Annotated in this window: 11 protein-coding genes and 1 pseudogene; 3 read left to right on the forward strand and 9 right to left on the reverse strand. The window is 72.0% G+C overall.

Features of this window, described 5'->3' with window-relative positions; all coding sequences use genetic code 11:
• Nucleotides 1–83: 83 nt before the first annotated feature.
• Entirely contained in the window at nucleotides 84–707 is a 624-nt protein-coding gene (locus LUX31_RS37335) for a GntR family transcriptional regulator (protein WP_235479727.1), read from the reverse strand.
• Between the two features lie 293 nt (nucleotides 708–1000).
• Here LUX31_RS37335 and LUX31_RS37340 point away from each other — a divergent pair, with 293 nt between their 5' ends.
• Nucleotides 1001–1672, forward strand: a complete 672-nt coding sequence (locus LUX31_RS37340; RefSeq protein ID WP_235479728.1) for a hypothetical protein — start codon at nucleotides 1001–1003, stop codon at nucleotides 1670–1672.
• A 183-nt stretch (nucleotides 1673–1855) separates the two neighbouring features.
• Here the strand turns inward: LUX31_RS37340 and sucB are convergent, their stop codons facing one another.
• The 5 genes from sucB to LUX31_RS37365 all read right to left on the reverse strand — a co-directional run bounded on the left by sucB (nucleotide 1856) and on the right by LUX31_RS37365 (nucleotide 9187).
• Entirely contained in the window at nucleotides 1856–3646 is a 1791-nt protein-coding gene (gene sucB / locus LUX31_RS37345) for a 2-oxoglutarate dehydrogenase, E2 component, dihydrolipoamide succinyltransferase (protein ID WP_235479729.1), read from the reverse strand.
• A 59-nt stretch (nucleotides 3647–3705) separates the two neighbouring features.
• Nucleotides 3706–5094, reverse strand: coding sequence for a dihydrolipoyl dehydrogenase (gene lpdA / locus LUX31_RS37350; RefSeq protein ID WP_235479730.1), 1389 nt, complete (start codon nucleotides 5092–5094; stop codon nucleotides 3706–3708).
• A gap of 334 nt (nucleotides 5095–5428) precedes the next feature.
• Nucleotides 5429–6958, reverse strand: coding sequence for a leucyl aminopeptidase (locus tag LUX31_RS37355; RefSeq protein ID WP_235479731.1), 1530 nt, complete (start codon nucleotides 6956–6958; stop codon nucleotides 5429–5431).
• Between the two features lie 172 nt (nucleotides 6959–7130).
• Nucleotides 7131–8174 (reverse strand): hypothetical protein, encoded by a 1044-nt coding sequence (locus tag LUX31_RS37360; protein WP_235479732.1) that lies wholly within the window; start codon nucleotides 8172–8174, stop codon nucleotides 7131–7133.
• Between the two features lie 173 nt (nucleotides 8175–8347).
• Nucleotides 8348–9187, reverse strand: coding sequence for an adenosylcobinamide-GDP ribazoletransferase (locus LUX31_RS37365; RefSeq protein WP_235479733.1), 840 nt, complete (start codon nucleotides 9185–9187; stop codon nucleotides 8348–8350).
• Between the two features lie 90 nt (nucleotides 9188–9277).
• On the opposite strand from LUX31_RS37365, the gene LUX31_RS37370 reads away from it, so the two are divergent.
• Complete coding sequence (locus LUX31_RS37370) at nucleotides 9278–10045, forward strand: hypothetical protein (RefSeq protein WP_235479734.1); 768 nt, start codon at nucleotides 9278–9280, stop codon at nucleotides 10043–10045.
• Here the strand turns inward: LUX31_RS37370 and LUX31_RS37375 are convergent.
• Complete coding sequence (locus LUX31_RS37375) at nucleotides 9982–10563, reverse strand: hypothetical protein (RefSeq protein ID WP_443046037.1); 582 nt, start codon at nucleotides 10561–10563, stop codon at nucleotides 9982–9984. The two genes, LUX31_RS37370 and LUX31_RS37375, sit on opposite strands and share 64 nt — an antisense overlap.
• A gap of 203 nt (nucleotides 10564–10766) precedes the next feature.
• On the reverse strand, nucleotides 10767–11879 hold the full coding sequence (cobT, locus tag LUX31_RS37385; RefSeq protein ID WP_235479735.1) for a nicotinate-nucleotide--dimethylbenzimidazole phosphoribosyltransferase: 1113 nt from the start codon (nucleotides 11877–11879) through the stop codon (nucleotides 10767–10769).
• 134 nt (nucleotides 11880–12013) lie between these two features.
• Here cobT and LUX31_RS37390 point away from each other — a divergent pair, with 134 nt between their 5' ends.
• The gene (locus LUX31_RS37390; RefSeq protein WP_235479736.1) at nucleotides 12014–12865 is read left to right on the forward strand and encodes a class I SAM-dependent methyltransferase; all 852 of its coding nucleotides are present in this window, start codon (nucleotides 12014–12016) and stop codon (nucleotides 12863–12865) included.
• Between the two features lie 416 nt (nucleotides 12866–13281).
• On the opposite strand, the pseudogene LUX31_RS37395 reads toward LUX31_RS37390, so the two are convergent.
• Nucleotides 13282–13357: pseudogene (locus LUX31_RS37395) on the reverse strand (bifunctional adenosylcobinamide kinase/adenosylcobinamide-phosphate guanylyltransferase); the annotation flags it as partial.

Raw genomic sequence — 13357 nt, forward strand, 5'->3', positions numbered from 1 at the left:
GGCACGGGGTGCCTTTCGACCGGGCACCGAGTGTCGTGCCGAGGGCGGGTTTCCGCAGATGAGTGAGTGAGCAACCGCTTGCGTCACGGGCGCGGCGCGCACCCCAGCACATGCGCCTTCACCAGTTCCGCGATCCGTGGATCCCGGCGGCGGAACGCGGCCACCAGCTCCTCGTGCTCCTCCGCGTACGACTGCTGGACCGTCCCCAGCCAGCGGATCGACAGGGCCGTGAACACCTCGATACCCAGCCCCTCCCAGGTGTGCAGCAGCACCGAGTTCCCGGCCGCGCGCACCATCTCGCGGTGGAACGCCACCGTGTGCCGGACCTGGCCGGTGCCGTCCGACGCGCGGTCGGCCTCGTACAGGGCGGCCACATGCGGTTCGAGGGCCGAGCAGTCGTCCGCCAGCTTCGCCGCCGCCAGCTCGGCCGCGATGGCCTCCAGACCGGCCCGGACGGGGTAGCTCTCCTCCAGGTCGGCGGCGGTCAGATTCCGTACGCGCACGCCCTTGTTGGGGGCCGACTCGATCAGCCGCAGCGACTCCAGTTCGCGCAGCGCCTCCCGTACGGGGGTCTGGCTGACCTCCAGCTCGGTCGCGATCCGGCGCTCCACGATCCGCTCGCCCGGCTTCCAGCGCCCGCTGACGATCCCCTCCACGATGTGCTCGCGGATCTGCTCGCGCAGCGAGTGGACGACGGGCGCGGTCATGAGGGCTCCTTGAGGGAGGGGCTTCGGCCCCAGGGGCGTTGACCTATAGACAATACGGCCGCGTCCCTGTCCAGAGGGTTTCCGGGCGCGAGTGCGGGCGTCCGTGAGACGAGCGTTACAGACCGGACAGGGCGCACGCCACAGCGCGTAGGGCGGCGCATGTACCGGAGCCGGTCCGGAGCCGTCACCGCCGTGTCACCGCCCTCTCGCCGGCGAAACCCGGTCGCCCGAAACGGTGTCGGCGTCTGCGGAGGGTCGCGAACGGGGCGTCCCTCGGACCATCGGGGGATGGGATGAACGGTTTCGGGCTGTGGGTCGCGGTGGTGGTGGCCGGGGTGGTCGTGGGCGGGACGGGGTGCCGGTCGGGCTCCGTCACGAGTGGCGAGGAGAAACCGGCCACAGTGACCGGTACCGCGGAGGGGCTCCAGGGCATGTCGGCCGCTGCAGGCCCCCGGCGTTCCGGCGGGGCATGCGTCTTCGTGAAGCCCGACGGCGCGCAGAAGTTCGGGCACGTCGGCTGGGGCTTCCGGATCACGGGCACCGACCGCTGGGTGTACGGAGCGGTCGAGAACCCGTCGGGCAAGCTGTACACGCCGCCCGGTGGTGACATCGGGGCCTGGCACACCGAGGGCTCGTACAAGAAGATGCTGAGCGAGATGTCCCGGGACGCGCACTATCCGGGGAAGTCCGACCACCCGTACAGCCGCTATCGCTGTACGAACTCGTCGCGGAGCGATGTTCCGGCGGCCCGGGACATGATCCCCGTCGTCGAGGGGCGCGGGTTCCTGGTCGGCGTCGACCCGGAGACCGGCGAGCTGACCTCCAGGGACTGCCTGGACGCCACGTACGACGTCCTGAAGGCCTACCGGACCAGGCACCTCCCGAAGGCCGCCAAGCTGGCGGTCCCGAACGTGTGGGTGGAGTCGCTGGCGGGCTGGACGGACAACAAGCTCACGCCCCACTGAGTGCTCCGCTGGACAGGCGGTTCGTTCGCTGCGGGCCGGTGGGGGCTGGTCGCGCAGTTCCCCGCGCCCCTTTGGGGCGCGGTCCGCACCCGGAATCCCAAGCCTGGCCAGACGCCTGCGCGAAACGACCGTGCCCCGCCGGAGGACTCCGGCGGGGCACGGTACGTACTACTGCGAGGCTGATCAGAGGCCCAGCTCGACCTCGAACTCGCCCGCCTCCAGGATCGCCTTGACGGCCGTCAGGTAACGGGCCGCGTCGGCGCCGTCGACCAGGCGGTGGTCGTAGGACAGGGTCAGGTACGTCATGTCGCGTACGCCGATGACCGTGCCCTCCTCCGTCTCGATGACCGCCGGACGCTTGACCGTCGCGCCGATGCCCAGGATCGCGACCTGGTTCGGCGGCACGATGATCGTGTCGAAGAGCGCGCCGCGCGAGCCGGTGTTGGAGATGGTGAAGGTCGCGCCGGACAGCTCGTCCGGGGTGATCTTGTTGGCCCGGACCTTGCCCGCGAGCTCGGCCGTGGCCTTGGCGATACCGGCGATGTTGAGGTCGCCCGCGTGCTTGATGACCGGGGTCATCAGGCCCTTCTCGGAGTCCACCGCGATACCGATGCTCTCGGTGTCGAAGTAGGTGATCGTGCCCGCGTCCACGTTGATCCGGGCGTTGACGGGCGCGTGCGCCTTCAGTGCCTGGGCCGCGGCCTTGACGAAGAACGGCATCGGGGAGAGCTTGACGCCCTCGCGGGCCGCGAAGGAGTCCTTGGCCTTGTTGCGCAGGCGCATCAGGCGGGTGACGTCGACCTCGACGACCGAGGACAGCTGGGCCTGCTCGTGCAGGGCCTTCACCATGTTGTCGCCGATGACCTTGCGGATGCGAGGCATCTTGATGGTCTGGCCGCGGAGGGGAGAGGCCTCCAGGGCCGGAGCCTTCTTGGCGGCCGGGGCGGCAGCGGCGGCGGGCGCCGGAGCGGCCGCGGCGGCCTTCGCGGCCTCGGCGGCGGCGAGGACGTCCTGCTTGCGGATACGACCGCCGACGCCGGTGCCCTTGACGGCGCCCAGGTCGACGCCGTTCTCGGCGGCGAGCTTGCGCACCAGCGGGGTCACGTACGCACCCTCGTCGGTGGCCTGCGCGGCGACGGGAGCCGGAGCCGGGGTGACCGGGGCGGGCGCGACCGGCGCGGGCGCCGGGGGAGCGACCGGAGCCGCGGCCTGGACCGGAGCCGGGGCCGGAGGGGCCGGAGCCACGGGGGCCGGGGGCGCGACGGGCGCGGCCGGGGCCACCGGAGCGGGCGCCGGGGCGGCGGCGACGGGCGCCGGAGCCGGGGCGGCCGGTGCCGGGGCAGCCGCCGGAGCGGCACCCGGGGCGCCGATCACGGCCAGCTTGGCGCCGACCTCGGCGGTCTCGTCCTCGCCGACCACGATCTCCAGGAGCACACCGGAGGTGGGCGCCGGGATCTCGGTGTCGACCTTGTCGGTGGACACCTCGAGCAGCGGCTCGTCGGCCTCGACGCTGTCGCCGACCGACTTCAGCCAGCGGGTGACGGTGCCCTCGGTGACGCTCTCACCGAGCGCGGGGAGGGTGACGTCGGTGCCGGAGGCGCCACCGGCGGGGGCGGCGGCCGGAGCCGCAGCCGGGGCAGGAGCCGGAGCGGCAGGCGCCTCGGCCACGGGGGCCGGAGCGGCGGGCGCGGCGACCGGCTCAGCGGCCGGGGCGGGGGCGGCAGCGGGGGCGCCGCTGCCGTCGTCGATCAGGGCCAGCTCGGCGCCGACCTCGACCGTCTCGTCCTCGGCGACCTTGATGGACGCCAGGACACCGGAGACGGGCGAGGGGATCTCGGTGTCGACCTTGTCGGTGGACACCTCCAGCAGCGGCTCGTCGGCCTCGACGCGCTCGCCCTCGGCCTTCAGCCAGCGGGTGACAGTGCCCTCGGTGACGCTCTCACCGAGCGCCGGAAGGGTTACGGAAACCGCCATGGTTTCGGTTGCTCCTTACGAAATTGCGGAAGTCTGTGTCGTCGTCCGTCGACCGAGGGTCAGTCGTGGGAGTGCAGCGGCTTGCCGGCCAGGGCCAGGTGGGCCTCGCCGAGCGCCTCGCTCTGCGTCGGGTGGGCGTGGATGAGCTGCGCGACCTCGGCCGGCAGCGCCTCCCAGTTGTAGATCAGCTGGGCTTCGCCGACCTGCTCGCCCATGCGGTCGCCGACCATGTGGACGCCGACCACGGCACCGTCCTTGACCTGGACGAGCTTGATCTCGCCCGAGGTGTTCAGGATCTTGCTCTTGCCGTTGCCCGCGAGGTTGTACTTCAGAGCGACGACCTTGTCCGCACCGTAGATCTCCTTGGCCTTGGCCTCGGTGATGCCCACGGAGGCGACCTCGGGGTGGCAGTACGTCACCCGGGGCACGCCGTCGTAGTCGATCGGGACGGCCTTCAGACCGGCCAGCCGCTCCGCCACCAGGATGCCCTCGGCGAAGCCGACGTGCGCGAGCTGGAGCGTCGGGACCAGGTCACCGACGGCGGAGATCGTCGGGACGTTCGTCCGCATGTACTCGTCGACCAGGACGTAGCTGCGGTCCATCGCGACGCCCTGCTCCTCGTAGCCGAGACCGGCGGAGACGGGCCCGCGGCCCACGGCCACCAGCAGCAGCTCGGCCTCGAACTCCTTGCCGTCGGCGAGGGTCACCTTGACGCCGTCGGCGGTGTACTCGGCCTTGGAGAAGAACGTGCCCAGGTTGAACTTGATGCCGCGCTTGCGGAACGCGCGCTCAAGAAGCTTGGAGGAGTTCTCGTCCTCGAGGGGGGCGAGGTGCTTGAGCCCCTCGATGATCGTGATGTCGGTGCCGAAGGACTTCCAGGCGGAGGCGAACTCGACGCCGATGACACCGCCACCGAGGACGATCGCGGACTTCGGCACCCGGTCCAGGACGAGGGCGTGGTCCGAGGAGATGATCCGGTTGCCGTCGATCTCCAGGCCCGGCAGCGACTTCGGCACGGAGCCGGTCGCCAGCAGGACGTGGCGGCCCTGGATCCGCTGCCCGTTGACATCGACCGAGGTGGGGGAGGAGAGCCGCCCCTCACCCTCGATGTACGTCACCTTCCGGGAGGCGACGAGTCCCTGGAGGCCCTTGTACAGACCGGCGATCACGCCGTCCTTGTACTTGTGGACCCCGGCGATGTCGATGCCCTCGAAGGTGGCCTTCACACCGAACTGCTCGCTCTCGCGGGCCTGGTCGGCGATCTCGCCCGCGTGGAGCAGGGCCTTGGTGGGGATGCATCCCCGGTGCAGGCAGGTACCGCCGACCTTGTCCTTCTCGATCAGGGCGACGTCAAGCCCCAGCTGGGCCCCGCGCAGCGCCGCGGCGTACCCGCCACTGCCACCGCCGAGGATCACTAGGTCGAAAACGGTGCTGGCGTCGTTCGCCACGTCACGTCCTCCATGCATGTGCGCCGTACGCCGGTCGTCAGTGACCGGGCGGCGGCTGGTGTCCGGCCGTCTTTCTTCGGCCCTGTGGTGGGGGCCCTATCCTGCCGAGCCCCATCTTCGCACTTGTCGGACGCATACGAGACGCCGGGCCTGTGTGACGGACACCCCACGCACTTTTCATCAAGGGGGGAGGTGACCCACCCAAGGGGCGCGGGGAACTGCGCGATCAACCACACGCGACCCGCACCCGCCGATCAACACCGGGAAACCGAGCTACTGGGCGCAACGGGACCTCGGACTACCCGCCCACGAGGTCCCGTCACAAAAACGCCCCTCAGCCCAGATCGCCGACAGCAGTCAGCTCAGCCAGCCGCACCAACGTACGCACCGCAGTACCGGTACCGCCCTTGGGGGTGTACCCAAAGGGACCCCCCTCATTGAACGCGGGCCCCGCGATGTCGAGGTGCGCCCAAGTGATCCCCTCACCCACGAACTCCCGCAGGAACAACCCCGCGACCAGCCCACCCCCGTACCGCTCACCCATGTTCGCGATATCGGCGGTAGGAGACTCCATCCCCTTCTTCAGGTGGTCCGGCAGCGGCATCGGCCACGCCGCCTCCCCCACCTCCTCCGCCGCCTCGTGCACCGCGGAGCGAAACGCGTCGTCGTTCGCCATGATCCCGTACGTCCGGTTCCCCAGCGCCAGCATCATCGCGCCGGTCAGCGTCGCCACGTCGACGATCGCGTCCGGCTTCTCCGCCGAGGCGGCCCACAGCGCGTCGGCGAGGACGAGGCGGCCCTCGGCGTCGGTGTTGAGGACCTCCACCGTCTTGCCGCTGTACATGCGCAGCACGTCACCGGGACGGGTGGCGGAGCCGGACGGCATGTTCTCGGCGAGTGCCAGCCAGCCGGTGACGTTGACCTCCAGGCCGAGACGTGCGGCGGCGACCACGGCCGCGAAGACCGCCGCCGCCCCGCTCATGTCGCACTTCATCGTCTCGTTGTGCCCGGCGGGCTTGAGCGAGATGCCGCCCGAGTCGTAGGTGATGCCCTTGCCGACGTACGCGAGGTGCTTGCTCGCGGCCTCGTGCGTGTACGTCAGCTTCACCAGCCGGGGTCCGGCGGCGGAGCCGGCGCCGACGCCGAGGATGCCGCCGTAGCCGCCCTCCTCCAGCGCGTCCACGTCGAGTACCTCCACCCCGATGCCGTGCTCCTCGGCCGCCGCCTTCGCGACGGCGGCGAAGGCCTCCGGGTCGAGGTCGTTCGGCGGGGTGTTGATCAGGTCGCGGGCGCGGTTCAGCTCCTCGGACACTGCGGTGGCGCGGGCGACGGCCGCCTTGTACGCGGCGTCGCGCGGCTTGCCGCCGAGCAGCGCGACCTCGGCGAGCGGCGCCTTGCCGTTCTTGGCGTCCTTGCCGTTCCTGCCGATCTCCTTGTACGCGTCGAAGGCGTACGCACCGAGCAGCGCGCCCTCGCCGATCGCACCGGCGTCCGCCGCGTCCTCGATGGGCAGGGCGAAGGCGGCCTTCTTGGCGCCGGCGAGGGTGCGGGCGGCCACACCGGCGGCCCGGCGCAGCGACTCGGCGCCGAAGGTCTCGTCCTTCTCGGGCAGCGCGCCGAGGCCGACGGCCACGACGACGGGTGCCTTGAAGCCGGCCGGAGCGGGCAGCTTGGTCACCTCGCCCTCGGCACCGGAGGCGCCGAGGGTTCCCAGGACGTCGGCGAGCTTGCCGTCGTACGCCTGGTCCACGGCCTCGGCGCCCGGTGCGACGACCGGTCCCTTGGTGCCCTTGGCGACACCGACGACGATCGCGTCGGCCCGGAGGCCGGGCACCGCGGCGGTGCTGAGAGTGAGAGCAGTCACGGTGGTGAATTCTCGCTTCCGTCTGAAAAGTTTCTGTGGCCGAGTGGAATGGGTCGACCGGGCCCCATGAGCGACCCTAGATCCGGCCCTGGGGAGCGGTCAGTACCAGGGTCGGTACACCCGGCACGAGCCTACGCTCGGTGGCTGGTTTCGCTTCTGTGGAGCGGATCGGCTACTTCGGGCTGAAGGTGAGTACCGGAGTGAACTCGGTTCCGGCGTTGAACTGCACCCGCTGCGTGCCTGTCGGTGAGCCGAGCCGGCTCAGCGGCAGTGTCCAGGTGTAGGTGGAGCGGCTGACCGTCTCCGTGGGACGGGCTGTGATCTCGCTCCACTTCCAGCTGGTCGACCGGCTCCGGTAGAGGACGCCGTTCTCGATCATGTAGTCGGCGCCGAGGGCAGAGGGCGACGGGGAGGGGAGCCGGTAACCGGTCGAGGTGTTGCCGTCGGTGTCGAAGAAGGCGTGCAGGAAGCGCTCCGAGGTGTGGAAGGTCACCTGGAGACGGACGTTTCCGGCGGATGCGCAGGCGAAGTAGCCGGTCATGGCGCCGGAACCCGCGGTGGGGGTGCAGGAGGTGTCGGCGTCGCTGCTGACCGACCCGTTCGCGGCACCGCCGCCGTCGCCGGCGGCCACGGTGGCGGACGGCTCGTCCTGAACGGGCGCGCCGGCACCGCTGTCCTTGGTGGGTTCCGAGGCCGGTGACTTCGGCGACGCGCTGGTGCGGTTCGCCGACGGCGAGGCGGACAGCGAGACGGACGGCGAGGCCGAGCCGGGCCTGCTCGGCTCGCTCGCGGACGGCCCGCCGCCCTGGGTGGTGCCCGGTACGGCACTCGGCGCCGACGCCGACGCCTGCCCGTCGTCGTCACCGGCGCCGACCACGATGATGGCACCGCCGATCAGCGCGGCCCCGACCGCGACGGCACCGGCCAGCAGGGCGACCCGGGGCAACCGCCGCCCGGCCGGAGGCGGCGTGACGGTGGGCTTCACGGTCCTCGCGGGTTGCGCCGACGTCTCTGGCTCGGCGGGTGTTCCCGGATTCGCCGCGAGCTCCTCCACCACGAACGCGGCCGCCGCCGCGGACATCGGCGGTGTCGGGGCCTCGGGTTCCGGGCGGGGCTCGGAATCGTCCTCGGATTCGGAGTCCGGCCTGGCGACGGCAGCGGAGGCCGCGGCGATCGCCGATGGCCCCTTCGACCGGCGTGGCAGCGGAGCCTGCACTGTGTCTCGGTGTCCTTCCACGAGGGTCGCGTCGAACGCGTCCGGCGGCGCTGAGGCGCAGATCGTACCGAGGTTCGATATGAATCCGGGCCACGTTCCGCTGGCGTGCCGCGGCCAAGTGGTCTGCGGAGAGCCCGAGTTGGGCTCCGCGTCCGAGGAGGCGCCTGTCCGCACTACCCCAGCGAGAGCACGACCAGTGCCGCCGTCGCCGCCGTCTCCGCGAGGGCGCCGAAGACGTCGCCGGTGACCCCGCCGAGGCGGCGTGTGCAGTGCTGCAGGAGGCGTTCGGCGGCGGCGCAGGCGGCGAGGACCGCGAGGGCGGTGAGCACGGCGTCGTACGCCCCGAAGAGCGCGCCGTAGCCGGCCGCCACGGCCGTGACCAGGGCCGTCACCAGCAGCGCCGAGCGCACGGGCACCGTTCCCGCGACCGCCGCCCCCAGCCCGTCCGGCCGCGCGGCCGGTACGCCGGTGCGGGCGGCCAGGGTGAGGGCGAGGCGGGCGGCGGTCGCCGAGACGACGGCGGCGAGCGCACCGCGGGCCCAGGAGTCGCCGTACAGCTGGGCGAGGACGGCCACCTGGGCCAGCAGCACGAACAGGAGGGCGATCACTCCGAACGGGCCGATGTCCGACTGCTTCATGATGCGCAGCGCGTCATCGGCGGGCTTGCCGCTGCCCAGCCCGTCGGCGGTGTCGGCGAGACCGTCGAGATGCAGGCCCCGGGTGAGCACGGCGGGCACGGCGGCCGTGGCGACGGCGGCGAGCAGCGCACCCGCGCCCAGGAAGAGCAGCAGCAGACCGGTCAGGGCGGCACACGCACCGACGGCCAGACCGGCCACCGGCGCGCACAGCATGCCGCCGCGCGCCGCGTCCCGGTCCCAGCGGGTCACCTTCACCGGCAGCACGGTCAGCGTGCCGAAGGCGAACCGGAGCCCGTCCAGGGGATCGGAGGGCGGGGACGCGGAAGGGGGCTCGGAGGGCTTGGGCGGTTCCGTGGGCGGCGGAGGCGTGGACACCGGCGCAGAGTACCCGCGACGGTGCGACCTGCCCAGGGCGCCGGTGGGGTAAGCGGTCGATAACGGCGTATAAGCGGATAAAGTGCGCGCATGGGTCATTGGCTGGAGCGGAACATCGTCGAGCCGGGCAAGCTGCCGCTGCTCCTGGCGCTCGCCGCCTTCGTCCTGACGTTCCTGATCACCCGGGTCGTCACCCGGATGATCCGCGCGGGCAAGGGCCCGTTCGGCAACGTCAAGGCGGGCGGGATGCACATCCATCACGTCGTGCCCGGGGTCGTCCTGACCGTCGTGGGCGGATTCGGGGCCGTGGCCAGCGGACAGCGCGGATTCGGCGCGGGACTGTGCGCGGTGCTGTTCGGGATGGGCGCGGGCCTGGTGCTGGACGAGTTCGCGCTGATCCTGCACCTCGACGACGTCTACTGGACCGAGGCCGGCCGGCAGAGCGTCGAGGTGGTGGTGCTTACGGCGGCCCTGGTCGGCCTGGTCCTCCTGGGCTTCCTGCCGTTCGGCGTGAACGACCTCAGTGACGAGCAGGTCCAGAACCGGGGCGGCGCCATGGTCAGCGTCGGCATCAACTTCCTCTTCTCCCTCCTCGCCCTGAGCAAGGGCAAGCCCCGCACGGCGATCTTCGGCGTGATCGTCCCCTTCGTCGCGATCATCGGCGCGATCCGGCTGGCCCGCCCCGGCTCGCCCTGGGCGAAGCGCTTCTACGTCCGCCGCCCGCGCTCCCGTTCCCGCTCCACCCTGCGCGCCTACCGCCACGACCGCCGCTGGGCCGGCCCCCGCCGCCGCCTTCAGGACCTGATCGGCGGCAAGCCCGACCCCGAACCCTCCCGGGCTCCCGTCGTACGTCCGTGACGCAGCGCCGAGACCCCGCACAGGACGAGTACGGCCACGATGGCCGCCAGATGCTCCTTGCCCGCGAGGTTGTCCTTGAGGATCACCTCCACCACCATCGCGACGATCACCGCGGCGGCGGTCACGTACGCGCGGTAGCGCCAGCCCAGGAACACGGCGAGGCTCACGCGCGCGTAGAGCGTGCCGGCGAGGATGGCGACGTACGCGATGACAAGGGTGCGCCACCAGCCGAGGCAGATCTCCGCGATGCCGAAGACGACCAGGATCTGCGCCGGCGCACCCCACACCGGCAGGTCGAGCGCGGGCACGAAGAGGGAGAGCGGGGTGCGGAGCGACAGAGCAGCAGGAACAGCGGGCCGAGCACGATGTTCAGGATCCAGACGGCCCGTTTGCGGCGCCGCATGGTGATCGCGAGGAACGTCGTGAAGACCCCGGAGGCGAAGCCGGCGGCCAGCAGATACGGCGTGTAGAAGTTCTCCTCGTTGTGCCGCCGTACGTCGTTCCCGAAGGAGACCCACACCGCGCTGAGGAGATTGACGAAGGTGACGATCCGCAGATACCGGACGGCGAAGGCGGCGGCTCGCCGTGAGGCGGTGGTACTGGGGCGTCGCTGAACGTTCGGCGTGAGCGGGGCATCTCCCATGGAGGGTGATCATATGGGGCATTTTGTGCTGCATGCCCTATATATCCAACCGGTTAGAGGTCCTATATGTCCAACCGGTTAGAGGCCCTCTGCCCCGGAGGTCTCCTCCGCGACCTCGGGAGTCGCCTCCTCGGTCTTGGGTGCCTCGGGCACCTCGGGCAGTTCCGCCGCCAGGGCCGCCGCGGCCTGGACCAGCGGCAGGGCCAGCAGTGCGCCGGTCCCCTCGCCCACGGTCACGCCGTGGTCGAGCAGTGGCTCCAGTGCCATCCGGTCCAGGGCCTTCGCCTGGGCCGGCTCCCCGCTGTTGTGCCCGGCGAGCCACCAGTCAGGGGCCCGGAAGGCGATCCGCTGCCCGACCAGCGCACAGGCGGCCGATACGACACCGTCCAGAATCACCGGCATCTTGCGCACCGCGCTCTGCAGCAGGAACCCGGTCATCGCGGCGAGGTCGGCGCCGCCCACCGTCGCCAGGAGCTGCAACTGGTCCCCGAGCACCGGCCGGGCCCGCCGCAGCGAGTCGCGGATCGCGGCGCACTTGCGCATCCACGCCAGGTCGTCGATCGGCAGCCCGCCCCGCCCGGTGACGACGGAGGCGTCGGTCCCGCACAGAGCGGCGACCAGCACCGACGCCGGGGTGGTCCCGCCGACGCTCACATCGCCGAGCACCACCAGATCCGTACCCGAGTCGGCCTCCTCGTCGGCCACGGCGACCCCCGCGAGGAAGGCGGCCTCCGCCTCCTCCAGGGTCAGCGCGTCCTCGACGTCGATCCGCCCGCTGCCGCGCCGCGCCCGGTGCCCGGCGACCCCGTCGGGCAGCGCGTCCGGCTCGCAGTCCAGCGCCATGTCGACGACCCGTACGGGCACCCCGAGCCGGCGCGCGAGCACGGCGACCGGGCTGGAGCCGTCGAGCACGGCCCGCACGGACTGGTCGGCGCTGCCGGCGGGGCGCGCCGACACCCCCAGTCCGGCGATCCCGTGATCCCCCGCGAACAGCACGACCCGCGGCCGTTCGACCGGCTTCACCGGTACGGAGGACTGCGCCGCCGCCAGCCACTCACCCAGGTCGTCGAGGCGCCCGAGCGACCCGGGCGGCACGATCTGGCGCTCCCTGCGCGCCTCCGCGTCGCGGCGCACACCGCCGTCGGGACGCTCGATCAGATCGGTGAAGTCGTCGAGATTAAGCGAGCTCATTCGCCGAACAGTACCGGCAGCGATCGAACAGGGCGCCGCCACGTGGAAGCCATGTCATTGCACCCGGGATCACGATCCCCTACGTAACGTTTTGCTACGCAATGTCGGAGCACCGCAGTCGGCAGGAGCCGCCCATGCCCCCCGCCCCACAGGAGACCGGGACGATCGACGGGTTCCACGAGCCGCGCCGGGAGGACTGCCCGTGGTGCGGCTCGAAGCGGCTGCGCACCCGCCTGCGCGCACCGGACCTCAGGCAGCGGGGGCGGCGGGGGCGGAGTGGGCCGGGGACGTCCGTCGTCGACGAGTGCGGAGACTGCGCGCACGCCTTCCAGAACCCGCGCCTCACCGCGGAGGGCCTGGCCTTCTACCACCGGGACCTGCCCGAGGCCCGGCACCCGGTCGCGCCCCGCCGGCACCGGGCGGCGGCCCGCGCGATGCTGCGCTTCCCGGAGCCGGAGAGCTGGTTGGACGTGGGGACGGGGGAGGGGGCGTTCCCTGCGGCGGCGAGGCGCTACTTCCCGTACACGGCGTTCGACGGCGTGGACACCACACGCCGGGTCCAGAAGGCCCGCGCCTCGGGCCACATCGAGGAGGCGTACAGAGGCCGCCTGACGGACGAGAGGATCGTCAACGGCCTGCACGCCCGCTACGACGTCGTCAGCATGTTCCATCACCTGGAACACACCCCGGATCCCCGCGAGGAGCTCCGCGCGGCTCTGCGGGTCCTGCGGCCCGGCGGCCACCTCCTGATCGAGGTCCCGGATCCGCACGGTGCGTTCGGCACGCTGCTGGGCAGGTGGTGGCCCTGGTACGCCCAGCCCCGCCACCTCCACCTGATGCCGCCGGCGAACCTGGTGACGGAACTGGAGTCCCACCACTGCACGATCATCACAACGACCCGCCGCGAGCCACAGGCTCTGCTGCGCAGGGCGCGCTTGGCGAACACGTACCGGATCATCGCGAGGAGGAGCGGGGCGGTGTCTTAGCCGCGGGCGCGGTGGGGGCTGGTCGCGCAGTTCCCCGCGCCCCTGGGGAGGCGCGCCAGCTCGCCCGGCTGCGGGCCGGTGGGGGGTGCTCGCGCAGTTCCCCGCGCCCCTGAAAGACCCGTCCGTCCGGATCCGTTCGGCTGCGGGGCGGTGGGGGTTGAGCGCGCAGTTCCCCGCGCCCCTGGAGGGGCGCCCCTGCTGGGCGGGGTTCGCAGGTGACGGGCCGCGCGGTCAGCTCGCGCGGCGGCTCCCGCTCAGCCCACCCAGCTGCGGGCATGCGTGCCGCTAGGGGCGGCTCCCGTCCCACCGAGAGCGGCACCCCGTAAGCGCCGGGCTGCGCGACCCACCCCCGCCTCAGCCGCACCCGGTCTCAGCCCCGGAGCACAGCCGCCACCCCGCCTCAGCCACACCCGGTCTCAGCCCCGGAGTACGACCGCCTGCCCCGCCACCACCAACAGCACATGTTCACACTCGGCGCCGAACGCCGTGTTC

Origin of the sequence: Streptomyces sp. GQFP, assembly GCF_021545335.1 — a bacterium.
Taxonomy (GTDB): Bacteria; Actinomycetota; Actinomycetes; order Streptomycetales; family Streptomycetaceae; genus Streptomyces.

Coding starts and splice junctions, on each gene's coding strand:
- LUX31_RS37335 (WP_235479727.1), bottom strand. CDS start 707: ATGACCGCGCCCGTCGTCCACTCGCTGCGCGAGCAGATCCGCGAGCAC.
- LUX31_RS37340 (WP_235479728.1), top strand. CDS start 1,001: ATGAACGGTTTCGGGCTGTGGGTCGCGGTGGTGGTGGCCGGGGTGGTC.
- sucB (WP_235479729.1), bottom strand. CDS start 3,646: ATGGCGGTTTCCGTAACCCTTCCGGCGCTCGGTGAGAGCGTCACCGAG.
- LUX31_RS37370 (WP_235479734.1), top strand. CDS start 9,278: ATGGGTCATTGGCTGGAGCGGAACATCGTCGAGCCGGGCAAGCTGCCG.
- cobT (WP_235479735.1), bottom strand. CDS start 11,879: ATGAGCTCGCTTAATCTCGACGACTTCACCGATCTGATCGAGCGTCCC.
- LUX31_RS37390 (WP_235479736.1), top strand. CDS start 12,014: ATGCCCCCCGCCCCACAGGAGACCGGGACGATCGACGGGTTCCACGAG.